Raw genomic sequence first — 18,772 nt, forward strand, 5'->3', positions numbered from 1 at the left:
TCTGTGGCATGGACCGGATCTTCACCGTTGACGAGGCCCGCGAGCTGCTTCCCGCTGTCATGCGTGACGCCCGCGAGGTGATCGCCGCCCGCGCCGACCTGGCCGAGATCGACTTCGACCGGCGGGCCACGGGGAGCTCCCCGCTCGGCGGCCTGCCCGAGATCAAGGGGCTGCAGGCCCGCATCGAGGAGATCCTCAGCGGGTGGAACGAGCGGGGGATCGAGGTCAAGGGCATCGCGCCGGTGCTGGTCGACTTTCCCGCCGTGATCGACGGGGTGTCGGTGCGGCTGTGCTGGATCGAGGGCGAGCCGGAGCTGGCCTGGTACCACCGTACGGAGCTCGGCTTCGCGGGCCGCCGCCCGCTGGACCCCGGGAGGGAGTGAGCCGTAGCCGTGGCCGATCTGTGACCAACCGGCCACGTCAAGCGGGTGTCTAACGGGGTGAGCGAAAGGATCACACCGATGAGGCACCCCTCAGCGACCGCGGCCCTGCTGGCGTCGGCGGTCATCGGCGGACTGGGGCTCGCGCCCGGCCCCGCCCACGCCCAGTCGAAGTCCCCGGAGGCCCGCGCCGCCTGGGTCAAGACCTGCACCCACAAGAAGGACGACCTCGACTACCCCTGCGGTCACTGGCAGCTGATCATGCGGGACGGCCGCAAGGTCGCCGTGCCCGGCGCGGCCACCTCGCAGATCGACGCCAAGGGCAACGAGGTCCACGACACCGTCACGTTCGCCATCAGCGCCGACGGCCGCGTGATGGCGTACGAGCGCAAGAGCGACCACCGCCTGGTCGTCCAGCCGATCGCGGGCGGCCCGGCCAGGACGCTGCCCAAGGCCGCGGTCCCCAAGGGCGTCGGCACCTCCGACATCGGCGTCTACCTGTCGCCCAAGGGCGACACGGTCGTGATCGACTACGGCGACGAGCCCGTCCGCCTGCCCGCCAAGGTCATCACGGTCGCGACCGGCAAGATCACGACGCTGCCCCTCGGAGAGGGCATGGGCGGGTTCAGCGGCGACGGCGACGAAGTGCTGACCAAGCGCTATCTGAGCGACAACACGCTCCGCCTGACCGCGCGCCGGCTCGGCGGCGCCTCGGTCAAGGCGACCCCGCCCCAGCTCGTCGCGAACGCCCCCACCCTCGTCCTGGCCCCCGACGGCCGGACGGTGGCCGTGTTCACCGCGGGCAACGCCGACACGAAGAAGCCGCCGAGGGTGCGGACCTACGACCTGGCGACCGGGCAGCTGTCCGGCGGCGCCGACCTGCCGCTCTCGCCCGGCGTGCCGCCGGACCTCGCCTGGTGGGGCCCGGACGGCCTGCTCCACGCGGTGGTGGAGAGCGGTGACGTCGGGGAGACGGCGGTGATACGGGAGCTCACCGTCGATCCCGACTCCGGGGCGGTCAACCAGACCGGCCGATACACCATCAGCAAGACCAGGTACGCCTATGTGAAGGCGGGGGAGTGAACGACATGAAAGCCAAGATCTTCGCGGTCCTCGCGGCCGCCGTCGTCGCGGTGCCGGGGGGCGTCGCGTACGCGGAGCCGCACGCGCAGGCACATCGGGGGCACGACAGCGTCCGGTACGCCGCCATCAAGAGCTGCGGCAAGGACGGGGACGCCAAGCCGTGCGGCGACTGGCGGCTCGTCATGCACGACGGCAGCCAGAGCATGCTGCACGACGCCCAGACGGTCGCGCTCGACGTGAAGCGCAAGAAGCTCGTGTACGCCTCGGCGCCCATCGCGGTCAGCGGCAACGGCCAGCGGATCGCGTACCTCACCAAGACCGGCAAACTGGCCGTGCGCACGCTCGGGGGCGGCGTCAAGCTGTTCGCCAAGGACGCGCTGCCCCGGGTGGACCAGAACAACATCACCCTCCGTCTGTCCGACGACGGCGCCCGGCTGGCCGCCGTCATCTCCGGCGAGAAGGTCCAGAGCACGCGCGTGTTCGACACCGCCACCGCTGCCCGGCTCGGCTCCGTGCCGGGCAACCTGACCGTGCTGGGCTTCAGCGGCGACGGGGACGAGGTGCTCACCAGCACAGACGCCGACGAAGGCGTCACCGACCTGGCCGTCTACAGCGACACCGGCGAGCAGCTCGTACGCGGCACGCCGCCGCAGGTCGTGTCGTCCAACTCGCCGCAGGCGCTGTCCGCCGACGGCCGCACGGTCGCGTCCCTCGTGGCGGGGAAGAAGCCGCAGCTCGTCCTGTACGACATGCAGACCGACCAGGTCGTCGGCCGCAAGAAGCTCAACCTGCCGGCCGGGGACGTCGACATGGTCGACTGGACCGGGGACACCCAGGTGACCGTCCACCTGGTCCAGTACCAGGAGAGCGGCAACAAGATGACCATCGTCCAGATCGACACCGAGACGGGCGCGGTCAAGGTCCGGGACCGGTATCGGATGCTGAAGGGCATGTTCGTCTTCGCGGCGTGCGGCGGCTGACGCGGCGCGGGGCCCGGGGAGGCGGCGGGGACTCCCCGGGCCCGCACTGGCATAACCTTCTCGAGGTGGAGGTTCACTCGACCAAGGCGATGGCCGCCAGGGCCGTCGACCTGTGCGTGGCGCTGCTGCACGAAGGGCCGTCCGTCGAGTCGGTGTCGCGGGTCCTGCGCGACCACGGGGAGACCGGGGACCTCGACCTCGGCGAGGCCGACGTGACGGCGATGCGGGCGGCGGCGGCGCGGCTGCGCGAGGTCCTGGGCGCGGCCACCGTCGGCGAGGCGGCCGACCTGCTCAACCGGCTGCTCGCCGGATCGGCCCGAGCGCCCAGACTCACCAGCCACGGGGGCACGACGAGCTGGCACGTGCACGTCGACAGCGGGGACGACGCGCCGTGGGGGGAGTGGTTCCTGGCGTCGTCGGCGATGGCGCTGGCGGTGCTGCTGGCCGACCATCAGCGCATTCCGGGCGGGCTGTGCGCCTCGCGGGGGTGCGGGCGGCCGTACCTGGACCTCGGGGGCGGCAGCCCGCGACGCTACTGCAGCACCCGCTGCGCCACCCGCGAACGCGTCGCCGCCCACCGCTCCCGCACCTCACCGCCCGCCTCGGGCTGAGCGCGACGCTTCTTCCGGGGGTCCCTTGTCGCGGCGCCCGGCCGTGAGTACGGCCACGGCGACGGCCTGCAGCACGGCCCCCGCCACCAGGGCCGAGCTCGCCGAGTACGCCGCCAGCGGTCCGGCCAGCGCTGACCCGATCGCGAACGAGGTGATCTTCAGACTGGCCCCCGTGGTGAACACCTGGCTGCGCAGGCGGGCCGGCGCCTCGCGGTGCCGGACCGAGAACAACGCGGTGAGCTGCGGCCCCTCGCCCGCTCCCGCCACCGCCGCGGCGACCACCGCAGCCCAGAACGTCCCGGCCCCGGCCGCCAGCGCCATCCCCGCGCCGAGCACCGCCGTCCCCCAGGCCAGGACGCGGTCCCACCGCCGCACCCGGCCCCACGCGGCGATCACCGCGTTCGCGGCCAGCCCGGACGCGGCGGTGACGGCCAGCAGCAGCGCGCCGTGGCCGCTCTGGCCGGTGAGCTCGGCGCCGAGGACCGGCGCGGACACGACCAGCATGGCCAGGCCGCAGCACGAGACCGCGGACCCGGCCGTCGCCCGGCGCAACGTCGCGTTCCGCCAGATGACGGCGAACCCCTCGACCAGCTCCGCCCGAATCGCCCGTCCGCGACCGGCCGCGCCACCGTCGGCGGGCGAGCCGGGTGCGGCGGGGTGAGCGCACACGGTGGCGGGCGAGGCGGGTACGGCGGCGGGTGCGGCCGAACGGGCCCGTACGGGAGGCAGGCTCCAGGCGGCCGGCAGCGCGGCGACGAGCAGTCCGGCGCACACCAGGACCGTCGCGGTGCCTCCGCTCGCGCTCGCCACCAGCCCCACCACGGCGGGACCGGCCAGCCCGGCCACGTTGTAGCTCATGGAGTCGAGCGCGTTGGCCCTGCTCAGGCGTTCGGGACCGGCCACCCGGGGCAGCTGCGCCGTCCAGCCCCCGGTCAGCGCGGGCCCCAGCAGCCCGGCCACGACCGCCACGCCGATCAGGGCCGCGTCCGGCACCCGGCCCAGCCCGTACAGGACCAGCAGGAGCCCGGTCGCGTACCCGAGGAGACAGCCCGCGAGCAGCCGCCCCGGCCGCCGCGCCCGGTCGAGCAGCACCCCGAGCAGCGGCCCTCCGAACGCGGCCGAGACGGTCAGCCCCGCCAGCAGCCAGGACGCCGTCAGGGGAGACCCGGTGACGGCCAGCCCGGCGACCAGGAGCGCGGGCCCGGACATCTCGTCCCCGGTGCGCGCGGCCACCGCACCGGCCATGTAACGGTATAACACGGTGAAGACGTTACAGGACGGCGAGTGCCGGCCCGGCCCGTGCGCCGCGCGGACCGGGCCTGTGGCTGGGGTCAGGCCGAGCTGGTGATGACCGCGAAGCGGGCGCCGTAGGGGTCGGCGAGGAAGGCCATGCGCCCGACCTCCTCCACGTCCGTCGCGGGAGCCCGCAGTGTGCCGCCGAGCTGCTGCGCCAGCGCAGCCGTGGCGTCGCAGTCGGGCACCTCGAAGTACGGCAGCCAGTGCGGGCTGTCACCGGGCTGGAGCTGGACGATCCCGGCCATCGCCGAGGCCTCACCGCCGTCGGCGGGCGAGATGACGGGGTAGGAAATGTCGCCCATGGGCAGGTCTTCGACGCGCCAGCCGAAGACCGACTGGTAGAAGGCCCGGATGCCGGCGGGGTCGGGGGTGTAGAGCTCGATCCAGCCGAGCGAGCCAGGCTTGGTGACCATGCCGAGCCCCTTCGTCCGGCCCGGCTGCCACACCGCGAACGCGGCCCCCGTGGGATCGGCGAAGACCGCCATGCGGCCCTGGCCCTCGACGTCGCTCGGCGGGAAGAGCACCGTGCCGCCCGCCTGCTCGATCGTCTTGGCGATCACGTCGACGTCGGGCACCTGGAAGTACGTCAGCCACGCCGGGGTCCAGCCCTCCTGCGTCACCTCGCTGATCCCGGCGACCGTCTTGCCGTCGACCTGGCAGAAGCGATACTGCATGTACTCGGGGCCCAGCGTGACGGACTCCCAGCCGAACAGCCCCGTGTAGAAGACGTTCGCCGCCTCCGCGTCGGGGGTGTTGACCTCGATCCAGCAGGGGGCTCCCGGTAGGTAATCGGTGGTGAGCATGGCCTGCTCCTTCGTGTGACGAAGCGATGGGTGGCCTCTTCGCCTCACGGTGCGGGCTGAGGGCGGCGATGCCACTCGTATCCGGCGATTGCCAGCCTCGCACGACCCCTCGGCAAAGGCGAGCCGACACCCCAGTCGAATGCATGTTTGAACAAAGGCATACACTTGACCGCATGACAGCCTCGTTCCAAGCATCTCTGCTCGGCCTCGACGAGGAGCTCGGGGTCGGGCCGCTCGGCGTCACGGTCCGCAGGACACACCTCGACCACGGCGCCTGGATCGACCTGCGGCCGGGCTGGCTCACGGGGGCCGACACGCTGTTCGAGCGGCTGGCCGGGACGGTGCCGTGGCGGGCGGAGCGGCGGCGCATGTACGACCGGGTGGTGGACGTGCCGCGGCTGCTGAAGTTCTACGACGAGGACGAGACCCTGCCGGATCCGGTGCTCGAGGACTGCCGCCGGGCCCTCGACGATCACTACGGTGAGGAGCTGGGGGAGCCGTTCCGTACGGCGGGGCTCTGCTTCTACCGCGACGGGCGCGACAGCGTGGCCTGGCACGGCGACACGATCGGGCGGGGGAGCACCGAGGACACCATGGTGGCGATCGTCTCGGTCGGCACCCCCCGCCCGCTCCTGCTCCGGCCCCGTGGCGGCGGGCCGTCCATCCGGCGGGATCTGGGGCACGGGGATCTGATCGTGATGGGCGGGAGTTGCCAGCGCACGTGGGAGCACGCGATCCCGAAGACCTCCCGGCCGGCGGGGCCGCGCATCAGCATCCAGTTCCGCCCCCGCGGCGTCCGCTGACACCGCCTACGCGGTTATCGGAGGGTCAGGTGGGCGAGGCGGCCCTGGCCGCCGGAGGCCCAGCAGGAGAGGTCGCGGGTGCAGGACACCGTGTCGAACGATCCGTTGTCGAAGGTCTCCCAGGTGCGCCCGCCCGACCACGTCACGTCGCTGCCCGAAGGCCCCACCGCGATGGCGGCGAACGGCAGGTGGGGGAGCCACGCCACGCCGGAGCGGTAGGCGGGCGGCGGGGTGGTGGCGGGTTGCCAGGTGGTGGCGCCGTCCCGGGTGAGGGCGGCGGCGCTGGGGGAGGGCTGGTCGGGGCGGTAGTCGCCGCCGACCGCGAGGCCGTGGTGGCGGTCGCGGAAGGCCAGGCCGAAGACGCCGCGGGCCGGGTCGCCCGCGGGGATCGGGGTGCCGGAGACCGTCCAGGTGCGCCCGCCGTCCTCCGTACGGTAGACGCGCGAGTCCGTGCCCTCGCCGATCGACAGCGCCACGGCCCTGCGCTCGTCGAACGCCTCGATCGAGAATGCCGGGCGCGGACCCCTGGCTTCAGCCATGGGCGTAAGCCCGGCGCGGGAGTGCCCGCCAGGGCGCGAGCGTGCATTGACGGGAATCGACTGCGGTGACGTGCCCGGCGTGAGTATGGTGGGTCGCGGTCGAACACGTGAGTGATAACCAAGCTCGCGAGGGGGACCGGGCAAGGATCTACTCACCGCTGGGAGGGCGGAGCACGCACAACTCAGACCGGGTGCGCGTGTTGGGGCGTGGAAACCCGCGAAAGCGGGGCCGGAAGGTGAATCGCCAAGCAACAGCGTCGCGACCATGCGCGTAGCCGCACGGTTGGGACGGCTGGAATCCCCCGGATTCATCCGTGGGGAGCGCTTCAAGTCGCGGAACTGGAGCGTGGAGGTGTCGGGCGGGGAGACGTTCTGCTGGCTCTGCCCGCCGTCGACGGTCCTCATGTCGGGCAAACTAGTCCAAAGGATCAACACCGTCCATGGTGTCCGCCCGGGCTTCGGTCAGGCGGACTCGCGGGCCGCACCCCAGGACAGCAGCGCCTCCGCCGTGTCGAAGCGGCGGCTGGAGTCCGACTCGCCGAGCAGCACGCCCACCAGCGTGTGGCCGCGCTTCTCGCCCGCGAACGCCAGCGTGAACCCGGCCGCCCGGGTGAACCCGGTCTTCAGCCCGAGCGCACCGGGCGTCCCGAGCAGCTTGTTGGTGTTGCGCCAGTCGTACGAGCGGTGCTCGGAGGTGGCGTCCAGAGAGTGGTACCGGGTCCCGGCCACTTCCTTGATCAGCGGCACCTGCACGGCCTTGGCCGCCAGCATGCTCTGGTCGCGGGCGGTGGAGTAGCCGTCCCCGCCGCGCTTGGGCAGGCCGTCGGCGTTGACGTACTCGGTGTCGTTCATGCCCAGCTCGCGCGCGGTCGCGTTCATCTTGCCGACGAAGCCGCCGACGCCGGGGCCGTACGTGCGGGCGAGCGCGTGGGCGGCGTCCGCGCCGGAGGGGAGCATGAGGCCGTACAGGAGCTCGCCGACGGTGAGGCGGTCGCCGGGCCGCAGGTCGGCGGTGGTGCCGCCGCCGTCCTCCGCGTACTGGACGTCCTCCCGCTTGACCTGCACCACGTCCGTGGGCTTGGCGGTCTTCAGGACGACGTACGCGGTCATCATCTTGGTGACGCTGGCGATCGGGAGGCGGTCGTCGGCGTTCTTGCTGAACAGTTCCTTGCCGGACGAGACGTCCATCAGGTAGGCGGCGCTGCCGTACACCGAGGGCGCGTCCTGCTGGACGGCGTGGACGGGCGCGGCGGCGGGGGCGCTGGCGTGTGCGGGTGCGGTGAGCCCCGTGACCAGGGCAAGGGCACCTGCCGCAGCGGCCAGGTGGGCTTTCCGAATACGCATCGCTCCAGATTGCCGCGCCCTTTGAGATGCTTTTGCCGAAATGGGCGATATTTCGTGACAAAGGGAGCGGAAAGCCCGGCCATGCCGAAGGAATCTGTCAGGTAAATCTTTTCCCGGACGTCCAGAAGTTGTCGGCCACGCGCTCACCCGCCAGCAACTCCGAGAACAAATCCTCCCACAATGGCATCACCAATTCAGGCGCGTACGCACGCGACGCTTTGTGCGCCGCCTTCCCCATCCGCACCCGCAGCTCCCGGTCACCCATGACCCGGCTCAGCGCGGCGGCCAGCGCGTCCACGTCCCGCGGCGGCACGAGCACGCCGTCCACCCCGTCCGTCAGCACGTCCCGGGGGCCGGTCGGGCAGTCGAAGGCGACCACGGGCAGCGCGTGCGTCATGGCCTCGATCATCACCATCGGCAGGCCCTCGAACCGGGAGCTCAGCGCGTACACGGAGGACTCCGCCAGCTCCCTGTCCAGCCGGTCGGTGCGCCCGGCCAGCGACACGTGCTCGCCCAGCCCGAACCCGTCGATGAGCCCCTGCAACTGGCCCTTGCGCGGCCCGGTGCCGAAGATGCGCAATCGCCATTCCGGATGTTCCCGCACCACCTGCGCGAAGGCCGTGATGAGCAGGTCGAACCCCTTCTGCGGCACCAGCCGCCCGGCCGCGACCACGACGGGATTGACCTGTTGGGAACGTTCCTGGTCGGCCTGATGGACCGCGTTCGGGATCTGCACGATGGGGGTCGAGGGCAGCAGGCGCTGGTACTCGAGGCGGTTGGTGCGCGTCAGCACGGTGACCGCGTCGAACCGGCCGTAGTGGCGGGCGATCTCCCTGCGGATGGTGTCGGGGTACGCCGACAGGTTCATGTGCTCCTGGGCGACCCTGACGACTTCCTTGGCGGCGCGGCGGGCGGCGATCAGGTTCAGGGCGGGCCTGGTGGTCACGAGGACGCCGTCGCGCAGGCCGGAGACGTACTCCATCGCCGCCCACTCCACCCGCTCGGTGAAGTAGTCGGCCGCGAACTCGCCCCTCGGCACGATCTTGCCGCGTACCTTTCGCCAGGCCCGGCGCCCGAACGAGTCCGGCACCCTGCCGCCGCGCTGGTCCACCAGCGCGGTGATCCCGACCCGCGGGTCGAGCGCGAACTGGGGGGTGTCGCGCCGCCGCACCAGGCTGACCAGCTCGACGTCGTGGCCCGCGGCGGCCATCGCGTTGGCCTGGTTGACGACGGTGCGGATGGTGCCGCCCATGCCGTACGCGTGCAGCATGAGGTAGCGGATCTTCACGTGAGGTACCCCCAGGTCCGGCACATGGGTTTCAGCGCGTCCGGGACCTGGTCCGCGGAGGGGAGCTCCCGCGCGGGCTGCACGGCGCCGGAGCGGATCTTGTCGCGCCAGTCCCCGAGGCCCTTCTCCAGGACGGACTGCTCCCCGTACGCGAGCATCCCCGCTTCCCACTCCAGGCCCAGGAACTCGCAGATCTCGCGGGTCACCTTCTCCGGGTCGGCGCTCAGCTCCTCGTACCTGACGGTCAGGCCGGGCAGGGCTGACCTGGCCCGCTCGACGGCCTTCATGTACCGCAGCGCGTCCAGCGCGGCCTCCTCGGGGGTACGCCTGTCGGGGCTGGCCTCATGCCAGGACGCGGCGATCGAGGCGGGGTGGCGGAGCAGGAAGACGAAGCGCGCGTCGGGCCAGCAGGCGGCGATGCGGTGGTAGGCGAAGGCGTTCGCGGGGGTCTTGTCCACGATGAACCGTTTGCCGCTGCGTACCAGCTCCCGGTGCAGGACGCGGTCCCACAGCAGATGCTCCAGATCGGCCTGGTTGTGCCCGAGGGCCGCCATCGCCTTGGCCGCCAGGCTCGTGTCGAACTGCACACGGAGGCGGCGTACGTGCAGCTCGTGAGGGGCGTGCAGGGCGGAGTGGGCGTTCAGAATCGCGCGCAGGAGCGTCGAACCGGACCGCACGGGGGACAGGAGGAACACGGGGGAGTCGAGCAACCGGTCGGTCGCCGGATCCGCGGGCGGTCTGATCTCGGGAACGGGCTGGGGAGGAGCCGCTTTTCCTACACGTTCGATCTGGAATCCGGTGAACCTGACCAGCGCTTTGTTCATTTTGCGCTGCCAGTTCATGCCGAGGGAGACTACCCATCGTTCCTGGCAATTCCCTGGCAACGGTAAACGGCGGACGTAATCTGATATTTACCGATACGCTCGCGCGCGTGGACGATCTCGATCGCGTTTCCTGGGGCAAGCTGAAGCACGCCTACGGCCGGGCCACGGACGTGCCCGGCCAGATTCGGGCGCTCGCGTCCGAGGACGAAGGCGAGCGCCAGAAAGCCATGTCGGCGCTCTACGGCAACATTTTCCACCAGGGCACCCGCTTCCCGGCCACCCCGCACGCGGTGCCGTTCCTGGCCCGCCTGGCCGCCGACCCCGCCACGCCCGACCGCGAGCTGATCCTCCATCTGCTCGCCTCCCTGGCCCTCGGCTACGAGGAGGGCCACCTGCCGGAAGGCGTCGGCATCGCGCGCTGGCGCGAGGAGAGCGCGGGCGTGCAGTCCAGGAGCAAGGAGGAGGCCGACGCCCACCTCGAGCAGTGGGTGGCCGAGGCGCCGAACGACGCCGTCCGCAGGGACCGGGCCTACGTCCGGCAGACGTACGACCACAAGCTGGAGCGCATGTTCGACGCCGCCATGCTGGCCTCCTACGACGCCGTCAGGGAGAACCTGCCGATCGCCCTCCTGGCCGACGGGGATCCGCACGTCAGAACGGCCGCGGCGTACCTCGTGAGCTGGTTCCCCGAGGAGGCGGACACCACCGGGCCCGCGCTCGCTGGCCTCGTCGAGGCCGACGCCGAGCCGGTCACGGTCGCGACGGCGATGTTCGCGCTCTCCCTGCTGCCCTGGCCGGCAGAGGCGTCGGCAGAGGCGTCGGCAGGGGTGCCAGCAGGGGCGATCGAGCCCGGGCTCGGCCACGCCGACGGCCTCGTACGCGACGCCGCCGCGCTGGCGCTGGTCAACCTGCACGGCGAGGACGCGCCCCCGCAGGCCCGCGACGCCGTCGTCCGGCTGCTCACCGCCACCGGCGACACCCCGCTCCCGTACGCCGAGGGCGACCTGGCCACGCTGGCCGCCCGCGTCAGCAAGCGACGCCTGCCCGGTGATGCGCCCGCCAGGGCCCAGGCCCTCATCGCCCGCCTGGCGGCCGCGAAGCCCGTGGACGCCTTCCCGATCGCGGGCGACCTCCTGGAGACCGTCGCGGACGCGCCGGAGCTACGGCGGGCCGCCCTCACGGCCATCGCCGACTTGAGTGACGACGCGTGGAGCTGGATCAACCTCCAGGAGGTCCTGCGCGCCCACGGCGTCCCGGACGACCGGGACGCCCTGCGGGAGCACCTGCGGGATCATTGACCGGCCAGGCCGGTGTGGGCGACGCCGCGTACGATCTGCCGCTGGAAGAGCACGAACACCACAAGCAGCGGCAGCCCGGCCAGCACGACCGAGGCCATGATCTGCGCGTACCGCAGCCCGAACGTCCCCTGCACCACGTTGGCCAGCCCGACGGGCAGCGTCATCGTGTTCGGGTCGGTGGAGACCAGGAACGGCCAGAGGAAGTTGTTCCAGGTCGTGATGAACGTGAAGATCGACACGGCGGCCAGCACCGGGCGCGACAGCGGCAGCACGATCGTGAAGAACACCCGCCACCGCCCGGCCCCGTCCACGAAGGCCGCCTGCTCCAGCTCCGGCGGCACGTCCTGGAAGAACTTGAACAGCACGTACACGATCAGCGGCGCCGCCACCTGCGGCAGGATGATCGCCCACCAGGTGTCGACCAGCCCGAGCGCCACCATCTCCGCGAACAGCGGCGCGATCAGCACGTGCGGCGGCACCATGATCCCGGCCAGGATCACCGCGAGCAGCACCCGCTGCCCCTTGAACTGCGTGCGCGCGAACCCGTAAGCCGCCATCGCCGAGAACAGCACGGTCAGGAACGTGACGATCACCGCGGTGACGGTCGAGTTGATCGCCCACTTGACGATGCCGCCGGTGCCCAGGACCAGCCGGTACGAGTCCAGCGTGATCTCGCTGCCGAACCACTGCAGCGGGACCTTCGTGGTCTCGGTCTCCGGCTTGAGCGAGGTGGCGATCGCCCAGGCGATGGGCGCGAGCCAGACGACCGCCAGGGCCAGGGCGACCACCAGCAGGACGAGCTGGCTGAAGCTGAACCGCTTGGTCATGACGAGATCTCCGTCCGCTTGCGGAACAGCCGCAGCTGCGCCAGGGAGACGATGACGATCAGGACGAACAGGATGTACGAGACGGCCGAGGCGTAGCCGGTGCGGTAGCCGGTGAAGCCGACGTCGTAGGCGTACTCGATGATCGGCCTGGTGGAGTCCTGCGGCCCGCCGGCGGTCATCAGGTAGATCTGGTCGAACACCTTCAGCGACGCCAGCAGCTGCAGCACCACGATGAGCGCGGTCGTGCGGCCGAGCAGCGGCAGGGTGATCGAGCGCAGCTTGTCCCAGGCCGAGGCGCCGTCGATGGCGGCGGCCTCGTACAGGTGCTGCGGGATCGACTGCAGCGCGGCCAGGTAGAGCAGGAAGTTGAAGCCGACCGTCCACCAGACCGTGGTCAGCACCATCGACCACATGGCGACCGACGGGTCGCCCAGCCACAGTGTGTCGGTGCCGAGCGTGCCGTTGAGCAGGCCGTAGTCGGGCGGGTAGATCATCTGCAGCCACAGCAGCGACACGACGGCGGACGGCAGCAGGAACGGCCCGAAGAACGACAGCCGCCACAGCCACTGCACGAACCGCAGATGGTGCACCAGCAGCGCGAACCCGAGGCCGAGCAGCACCAGCGGGACCGTGCTCAGCACGGTGAACGCCAGCGTGTTCCACAGCGAGTGCCACATGCGCGGGTCGGCGAACGCCTCGGCGTAGTTGGCGAACCCGACCAGGTGGTTGTTGCCGCCCGCGATGTTCACGCTCGACAGGCTCATCCGGAAGCCGAGCACCGTCGGCCAGACCAGGAAGGCCAGGTAGATCAGCAGGAACGGCGCCACGAACAGCAGCCCGTGCTGCGTCCAGCCACGCCGGACCTTCGCCTGGGCGACGGGGGCGGCGGTCGCGCGAGCCGCGACGGTGGTGGTCATGCGCCCTCCTCGTTCATTGGCGCTCCTCGGAGGGGAAGGGGTTCGGGGCGGACAGCAGCCGGTCGAGCGCCGCCTTGGCCGCGGCCAGGCCCTCCTCCGGCGTGTGGTCCCCGGTGATGACCGGGGAGAAGGCCTGCCCGAACTCGAGCCACAGCCGCGACGCCGACCCGGCGAACCACACCTGCGGGTCGAGCGCGACGTCGGTGATGACCGAGCGGTACTCCGACTGCGGCTGGAGAGACAGGTACTCGGGCTCCTCCAGCGCCGGCAGGTACGCGGGCACGTGCCCGGCGACCGCCCAGTCCGCGCTGTTCTTGACCAGGTAGGCGATGAACCGGTATGTGGCCCGCTCCACCTCGGGGTCGCGGTTGCGCTGGTGCGGCAGCACGAACGAGTGGCAGTCGGCCTGCGCCGCCCCCGAGCCGAACACGTTGGGGAACCGGGTCATGCTGAACGGCGTCTTGCGCTCCTTGAGCCCGGTGGTCTCCCAGTCGCCGTTCCACAGGAACGCGGCCTGGCCGTTGGTGAAGTTGGCCACCGAAGCCCCGTAGTCGGTGCGCCGGTCGCACAGCCCCTCCTCCCCGAGCCGGCGCATGAACCGCAGCACCTCGAGCGCCTTGGCGTCGTCGATGGCGATCTTGGTGCCGTCGTCCGACAGCAGCGTGCCGCCGCTCTGCGGGTAGAGCGAGTACCACACGCGCCAGGGGCCCACGGTGCCGATGCCGAGCGCGTCGTAGGCCAGCGGGGGTTTGCCGCCCATCACCTCCTTGGCCTTGTTCAGCGCCGCCACCAGCTCGTCCACGCCCGTCGTGGGCTTCAGCTTGCCGTCGGGGCCGAGCAGCCCGGCCTTCCCGCAGATGTCGGTGTTGTAGTACTGCACCATCGGGTGGGCGTCGAACGGGATCGCGTACAGCACTCCGTCGAGGTGGGCACGCTCCCAGATGGGCGGGCTGAAATCGGCGGCCCGCAGGCCGACCTCCTCCAGCAGCTTCACGTTGATGGGGTCGAGGATCTGCCCCGCGCCCATCCCGGCCAGGCGGGCCAGGTGGAAGGTGGCCAGATCGGGGGAGCGGCCGCCGGAGCCGGCCATCGCGATCTTCGTGTAGTACGGCTCGCCCCAGGCGAGCACGTTCTCCTCGACGAAGATGTCCGGGTTGTCCTTGGCGAACGCCTGGACCATCTTGTTCATGATGATCCCGTCGCTCGCGCCGAGGAAGTGCCAGTACTGGACGCGGGTCTGGGACGAGCCGAGCCCGACGGGGATGGCGCATCCGGTGGCGGCGGCGCCGGCGAGGGCGAGGCTTCCGCCGAGGAGCAGGCGGCGGGAGATGTGAGGGGGATCTTGCACGGTGGCCTCTTCCTGCGAGCTGTCGCTTTCCGCTGAGGTCGGGGGCCGTTTGTTTCGTTGGGGTTACCCGAGTGTTAGCGGTAACAACCGGCGTGTCAAGTCCCCTCCCTGACCAGCGCCACCTGGTGGCGCACCCCTTGACCGGCCTCCTTGTTATCGCTAACAATCTGGATCACGTAACGCCCGCGAAACCCAGGAGATCTCTCCGTGCACCAGGCAAAACTCACGCTCGATCCCGCGTTCAAGGTCGCCCCCGTCCGGCGGCGCACCTTCGGCACGTTCGTCGAACACCTCGGGCGCTGCGTCTACACCGGCATCTACGAGCCGGGCCACCCGTCCGCCGACGAGGACGGCTTCCGCGGTGACGTGCTCGACCTGACCAGGGAGCTGGGGGTGTCCACGGTCCGCTACCCGGGCGGCAACTTCGTCTCCGGCTACCGCTGGGAGGACGGCGTCGGCCCCGTCGATCGGCGCCCCCGCCGGTTGGACCTGGCCTGGCACAGCACCGAGACGAACGAGGTCGGCGTGGACGAGTTCGTCCGCTGGTGCCGCAAGGCCGGCGTCGAGCCCATGATGGCGCTCAACCTCGGCACCCGTGGCATCGAGGCGGCCCTCGACCTGCTGGAGTACTGCAACCACCCGTCCGGCACCGCGCTGTCCGACCAGCGCATCGCCAACGGCTCCAAGGAGCCGCACGCGATCAGGATGTGGTGCCTGGGCAACGAGATGGACGGCCCCTGGCAGACCGGGCACAAGACCGCCCACGAGTACGGCCGGCTCGCCGCCGAGACCGCCCGCGCCATGCGCATGGTGGACCCGTCCCTGGAACTGGTCGCCTGCGGCAGCTCCAGCTCCAGCATGCCGACCTTCGGCGCGTGGGAGGCCACGGTGCTGGAGGAGGCGTACGACGTGGTGGACTACATCTCCTGCCACGCGTACTACGAGGAGAAGGACGGCGACCTGGGCAGCTTCCTGGCCTGCTCGACCGACATGGAGTACTTCATCCGCTCGGTCGTGGCCACCGCCGACTCCGTCGGCGCCAGGCTGAAGTCGCGCAAGCGGATCGACATCTCCTTCGACGAGTGGAACGTCTGGTACCTGTCGCGCTTCCAGAACGCCGCGCCGCCCGCCGACTGGCCGATCGCGCCGCGGCTGCTGGAGGACCACTACCACCTGGCCGACGCCGTCGCCTTCGGCGGCCTGCTGATCACCCTGCTGCGCAACAGCGACCGGGTCACGGCCGCGTCGCTGGCCCAGCTTGTCAACGTCATCGCGCCCATCGTGACCGAGCCCGGCGGGCGGGCGTGGCGCCAGACCACCTTCCACCCCTTCGCGCAGGCGTCCCGGCTCGCGGCCGGCGACGTGCTGCGGGTGGAGCCGGTGTCGCCGTCGTACGAGACGGCGCAGTTCGGCGAGGTGCCGCTGCTGCACGCGGTGGCCACGCACTCGGAGGAGGGCACGACGCTGTTCGCCGTCAACCGCTCGACCGACGGGCCGCTCTCCCTGGAGATCGACACCCGGGCGCTCGGCGGCGCCCGCATCGTCGAGGCCACGACCCTGACGGACCCGGACTTCTACGCCCGCAACACCGCCGACGACCCGGACCGGATCGCGCCCCGGGCCAACCCGGACGTGGAGCAGGACCCGGCCCGCGTGCTCCTGCCCCCGGTCTCCTGGAACGTGATCCGCCTGGCCCGCCCATAACCACCACCCCACCGGGCTGACCACTGGCGCTCAGCCCGGCACCTTCGCGGGGTGGACCGCTCGCGCTCGGCCCCGCACCTTCCCGGGGCTGACCGCCGATGCTCGGCCCGGCACCTGCGCCGGGCTGAGCACGGGACCACGCCGCAGACTTCACCGGCGGACCCTCGCCTCGTACACCTCCGGTCCTTGCCGCCTCCTACGCCTCCGGGGCCGGGGCGGTGCTCTCCCTCACGACCAGCTCGGGCTCCACCAGCCGCCGCGCGTCGACCGACGCTCCCGCCATCCGGTCCAGCAGCAAGTGGAAGGCATGCCGGCCCACCTCGTGGAAGTCCTGGCGTACGGTCGTCAGCGGCGGCCAGAAGTAGGCCGACTCGGGGATGTCGTCGAACCCGGCCACGCTCACGTCCTCCGGCACCCGCCGCCCGGCCTCACGCAGGGCGCGCAGCACGCCGAGCGCCATCTGGTCGTTGGCCGCGAACACGGCGGTGACCTCGGGATTCCGGGCCAGCTGCTGCCCGAGCTGGTAGCCGGAACGCGAGCTCCAATCACCCCGCAGCACCTCGGGCACCGGCCGGTCGGCGGACTCCAGCACGCCCCGCCACCCCTCGATGCGCCCGTTCGCGTCGAGCCAGTCGGCGGGACCGGCCACGTGCCACACCGTGCGATGGCCGAGGCTGAGCAGGTGCCGGGTGGCCCTGGCCGCGCCCGTACGCTGATCCACCTTGGCCACGGGCACGGGGATGTCGTCCCCGGCGTCGACCGCGACCACGGGCATCTCGGCCGGCAGATGCCGCAGCCCGTCGGCGGCCGACTCGTGCGGCGCGACGATGATCACCCCGTCCACGGCCTGGTCGCGCAGCCGTTCCACGCCCTCCTCCATCGACTTACGGCTGAGCGAGGGCAGGCTGGCGATGCTCACGTTGAATCCGGCGTTCCTGGCGGCCTGCTCGATGCAGTAGAGCGTGGAGGCGGGCCCGTACAGGGTGGTGTCGATGCTCACCACCCCGAGCACCCCGGACCGCCCGGTGACGAGCTGGCGCGCGGCCTGGTTGGGCCGGTAGTCGAGCTCCTGCACGGCGGCGAGCACGCGCGCCCTGGTCTCGGCCCGCACCCGATCCGGCGCGTTGAGCACGCGCGACACGGTCATGGCCGAGACTCCGGCGAGCACGGCTACGTCCATGAGCACCGCAGGCCTGCCGTCCCTGGATCTCACGGAGGCTCACCCCCTTGCCGATAACGCTAACAGCCGCCGACCCCGAACGCGCGGACCATTATCACCGCCCGACCCGCCTCCAGAAAAGCACGGCCTTCCACGACGGGGCCGCTTCGCACCCGGGATTCCAGCCACCGCCTCCCAGAGGCCTGCCGCCCCTTCGACCCCCGGAAACCTCCGCTATACGTGGTTGCCGGGTGGGCCTGCTGGAGCCCGCCCGGATACCCCGCTCGCCACCCCAAGTCACCTGGTCACGCGGCGGGTCGTGGGAGCGCGCCCCGATCCCGACGAGATTGCGCTGAGCACCACTCAGGGACGGCGCCGTTTCAGGCGCCTTCGACGATGCTCCACAGCATGCTGTGGAACCTGGCATGCTCGGAAGCCGGGATGGCGGCGAGGCGTTCGCTGATGGCCGCGTCGCGGGCCACGGCGACCTGGTTCTTCACCTCGACGCCCCTCGGCGTGGCCGCCGGAATGCGGACGCGCCGGTCGCGTTCGGAGACGTTGCGGATGATCAGGCCGTCCTTCTCCAAGCGGTCGATGATGGCCACCAGCGTCGTCTTGTCGATGTCGAGCTCGCGGGCGATCTCGAGCTGAGTGCGTTGCGAGCCGTCGCTGACCAGGGCGAGAACGAGCCAGTCCCGCAGGTCGGCGAGGCCGGCCGCGCGCGACACCCTGTTGAAGGCCTCCTTGAGCGCCTCGGCGGCGCGATGGGCCAGCCAGGTCAGGTCTTCGGCCGGCACGGAGCGGTCACTGTCTCGGGGCACGAGCGGATGCTATCGCATGTTCCTCGGATGGTCTGGTCTCATATCGTCTTGCTTCGGATAATCCATCACCGTATGGTTGAGCACTCGGAGACCGCCCTCAACGGCTGGGAGAACGCGCATGGCCACCGACCTCGGAGCCCGGATCCGCCGGCTCGAAGACCGCGTCGAGATCGTCGAGCAGGTCACCAAGTACGCGATCAGCGTCGACCGCCGTGACTGGGAGCTGTTCGCCGCCTGTTTCACCGACCCCGTGTACACCGACTACTCCGAACTGGGCAGCCCGGCCGGAAGTTTCGCCCGTGACGAGGTCGTCCGCCGCATCAGCGAGGCCCTCGACGGATTCACCGCCACACAGCACATCAGCCCGAACCATGTCGTCGAATTCGACCCGGACGATCCCGACCGGGCGATCTGCCACTCCGCCATGTACGCGCAGCACCTCCTCGAAGGGTCCGAGGGCGGCGACTTCTACCTGCTGCGCGGCTCGTACACCAACCACATGCTCCGCACCCCGGACGGCTGGCGCATCGAGCGCATCGTCCAGCACGTCGGCTGGGCCGACGGCAACCGCGGCGCGGTCGCGGAAGCCGTGGCCCGGACCCGGGCGAAGAGGATCAGGGGATAGTCGCGGAGCGGTCCCGAGCGAAAGGGACCAGGGGTAGCCGGCGCCCAGCGGGTGCTAGGGTGTGAAACGCTCGTGATCAGAAGCTTGGAGACCAGACGTGGCAGGTGACGACGACATCTCCG

At 71.2% G+C, this 18,772-nt stretch carries 19 protein-coding genes; 8 read left to right on the forward strand and 11 right to left on the reverse strand.

Going from position 1 to position 18,772, the window contains the following annotated elements; genetic code table 11:
* The first annotated feature begins 8 nt into the window (after positions 1–8).
* The 4 genes from ACWDRB_RS20540 to ACWDRB_RS20555 all read left to right on the forward strand — a co-directional run bounded on the left by ACWDRB_RS20540 (position 9) and on the right by ACWDRB_RS20555 (position 3,054).
* Complete coding sequence (locus ACWDRB_RS20540; RefSeq protein WP_449895918.1) at positions 9–383, forward strand: DUF2203 family protein; 375 nt, start codon at positions 9–11, stop codon at positions 381–383.
* A gap of 78 nt (positions 384–461) precedes the next feature.
* On the forward strand, positions 462–1,463 hold the full coding sequence (locus ACWDRB_RS20545; RefSeq protein ID WP_449895920.1) for a hypothetical protein: 1,002 nt from the start codon (positions 462–464) through the stop codon (positions 1,461–1,463).
* A gap of 5 nt (positions 1,464–1,468) precedes the next feature.
* Complete coding sequence (locus ACWDRB_RS20550) at positions 1,469–2,443, forward strand: hypothetical protein (protein ID WP_449895922.1); 975 nt, start codon at positions 1,469–1,471, stop codon at positions 2,441–2,443.
* A gap of 65 nt (positions 2,444–2,508) precedes the next feature.
* Complete coding sequence (locus ACWDRB_RS20555; RefSeq protein WP_449895924.1) at positions 2,509–3,054, forward strand: CGNR zinc finger domain-containing protein; 546 nt, start codon at positions 2,509–2,511, stop codon at positions 3,052–3,054.
* Here the strand turns inward: ACWDRB_RS20555 and ACWDRB_RS20560 are convergent.
* Both ACWDRB_RS20560 and ACWDRB_RS20565 read right to left on the reverse strand, forming a co-directional pair.
* A complete protein-coding gene (locus ACWDRB_RS20560; protein WP_449895926.1) occupies positions 3,034–4,314 on the reverse strand; it encodes an MFS transporter in 1,281 nt (426 codons plus the stop codon). The genes ACWDRB_RS20555 and ACWDRB_RS20560 overlap by 21 nt on opposite strands.
* 71 nt (positions 4,315–4,385) lie before the next feature.
* Positions 4,386–5,153, reverse strand: a complete 768-nt coding sequence (locus tag ACWDRB_RS20565; protein ID WP_350727026.1) for a VOC family protein — start codon at positions 5,151–5,153, stop codon at positions 4,386–4,388.
* A 173-nt stretch (positions 5,154–5,326) separates the two neighbouring features.
* On the opposite strand from ACWDRB_RS20565, the gene ACWDRB_RS20570 reads away from it, so the two are divergent.
* On the forward strand, positions 5,327–5,956 hold the full coding sequence (locus ACWDRB_RS20570) for an alpha-ketoglutarate-dependent dioxygenase AlkB (RefSeq protein WP_449895929.1): 630 nt from the start codon (positions 5,327–5,329) through the stop codon (positions 5,954–5,956).
* A 14-nt stretch (positions 5,957–5,970) separates the two neighbouring features.
* Here ACWDRB_RS20570 and ACWDRB_RS20575 read toward each other — a convergent pair whose 3' ends face one another.
* The 4 genes from ACWDRB_RS20575 to ACWDRB_RS20590 form a co-directional block, all read right to left on the reverse strand.
* A complete protein-coding gene (locus ACWDRB_RS20575) occupies positions 5,971–6,495 on the reverse strand; it encodes a hypothetical protein (protein WP_449895931.1) in 525 nt (174 codons plus the stop codon).
* A gap of 462 nt (positions 6,496–6,957) precedes the next feature.
* Positions 6,958–7,839: a D-alanyl-D-alanine carboxypeptidase family protein gene (locus ACWDRB_RS20580; RefSeq protein WP_449895933.1), complete on the reverse strand. Its 882-nt coding sequence runs from the start codon at positions 7,837–7,839 to the stop codon at positions 6,958–6,960.
* A 97-nt stretch (positions 7,840–7,936) separates the two neighbouring features.
* Positions 7,937–9,127 (reverse strand): glycosyltransferase family 4 protein, encoded by a 1,191-nt coding sequence (locus ACWDRB_RS20585; protein WP_449895935.1) that lies wholly within the window; start codon positions 9,125–9,127, stop codon positions 7,937–7,939.
* Positions 9,124–9,969, reverse strand: a complete 846-nt coding sequence (locus ACWDRB_RS20590) for a sulfotransferase family protein (RefSeq protein ID WP_449895939.1) — start codon at positions 9,967–9,969, stop codon at positions 9,124–9,126. The genes ACWDRB_RS20585 and ACWDRB_RS20590 overlap by 4 nt, the downstream gene beginning before the upstream one ends.
* Positions 9,970–10,058: 89 nt before the next feature.
* Between ACWDRB_RS20590 and ACWDRB_RS20595 the strand changes: the two genes are divergently transcribed.
* A complete protein-coding gene (locus tag ACWDRB_RS20595; RefSeq protein ID WP_449895941.1) occupies positions 10,059–11,249 on the forward strand; it encodes a hypothetical protein in 1,191 nt (396 codons plus the stop codon).
* Here ACWDRB_RS20595 and ACWDRB_RS20600 read toward each other — a convergent pair.
* The 3 genes from ACWDRB_RS20600 to ACWDRB_RS20610 are packed head-to-tail and all read right to left on the reverse strand — an operon-like array spanning position 11,243 to position 14,341.
* The gene (locus ACWDRB_RS20600; RefSeq protein ID WP_350727033.1) at positions 11,243–12,076 is read right to left on the reverse strand and encodes a carbohydrate ABC transporter permease; all 834 of its coding nucleotides are present in this window, start codon (positions 12,074–12,076) and stop codon (positions 11,243–11,245) included. The two genes, ACWDRB_RS20595 and ACWDRB_RS20600, sit on opposite strands and share 7 nt — an antisense overlap.
* A complete protein-coding gene (locus tag ACWDRB_RS20605) occupies positions 12,073–12,993 on the reverse strand; it encodes a carbohydrate ABC transporter permease (protein WP_449895943.1) in 921 nt (306 codons plus the stop codon). Before ACWDRB_RS20605 ends, ACWDRB_RS20600 begins: the two co-directional genes overlap by 4 nt.
* 13 nt (positions 12,994–13,006) lie before the next feature.
* Positions 13,007–14,341, reverse strand: coding sequence for an extracellular solute-binding protein (locus ACWDRB_RS20610; RefSeq protein WP_449895945.1), 1,335 nt, complete (start codon positions 14,339–14,341; stop codon positions 13,007–13,009).
* 207 nt (positions 14,342–14,548) lie between these two features.
* On the opposite strand from ACWDRB_RS20610, the gene arfA reads away from it, so the two are divergent.
* Positions 14,549–16,045, forward strand: a complete 1,497-nt coding sequence (gene arfA, locus ACWDRB_RS20615; protein WP_449895947.1) for an arabinosylfuranosidase ArfA — start codon at positions 14,549–14,551, stop codon at positions 16,043–16,045.
* A 196-nt stretch (positions 16,046–16,241) separates the two neighbouring features.
* Here arfA and ACWDRB_RS20620 read toward each other — a convergent pair whose 3' ends face one another.
* Together ACWDRB_RS20620 and ACWDRB_RS20625 are read right to left on the reverse strand one after the other, a co-directional pair.
* Positions 16,242–17,258 carry a LacI family DNA-binding transcriptional regulator gene (locus ACWDRB_RS20620; RefSeq protein WP_449895949.1) on the reverse strand — a complete coding sequence of 339 codons (1,017 nt, stop codon included), beginning with the start codon at positions 17,256–17,258 and terminating at the stop codon, positions 16,242–16,244.
* A 326-nt stretch (positions 17,259–17,584) separates the two neighbouring features.
* Complete coding sequence (locus ACWDRB_RS20625; protein ID WP_449895951.1) at positions 17,585–18,025, reverse strand: MarR family winged helix-turn-helix transcriptional regulator; 441 nt, start codon at positions 18,023–18,025, stop codon at positions 17,585–17,587.
* A gap of 118 nt (positions 18,026–18,143) precedes the next feature.
* On the opposite strand from ACWDRB_RS20625, the gene ACWDRB_RS20630 reads away from it, so the two are divergent.
* The gene (locus ACWDRB_RS20630; protein WP_449895953.1) at positions 18,144–18,650 is read left to right on the forward strand and encodes a nuclear transport factor 2 family protein; all 507 of its coding nucleotides are present in this window, start codon (positions 18,144–18,146) and stop codon (positions 18,648–18,650) included.
* Positions 18,651–18,772: the final 122 nt, after the last annotated feature.

It is taken from the genome of Nonomuraea sp. NPDC003707, assembly GCF_053587055.1.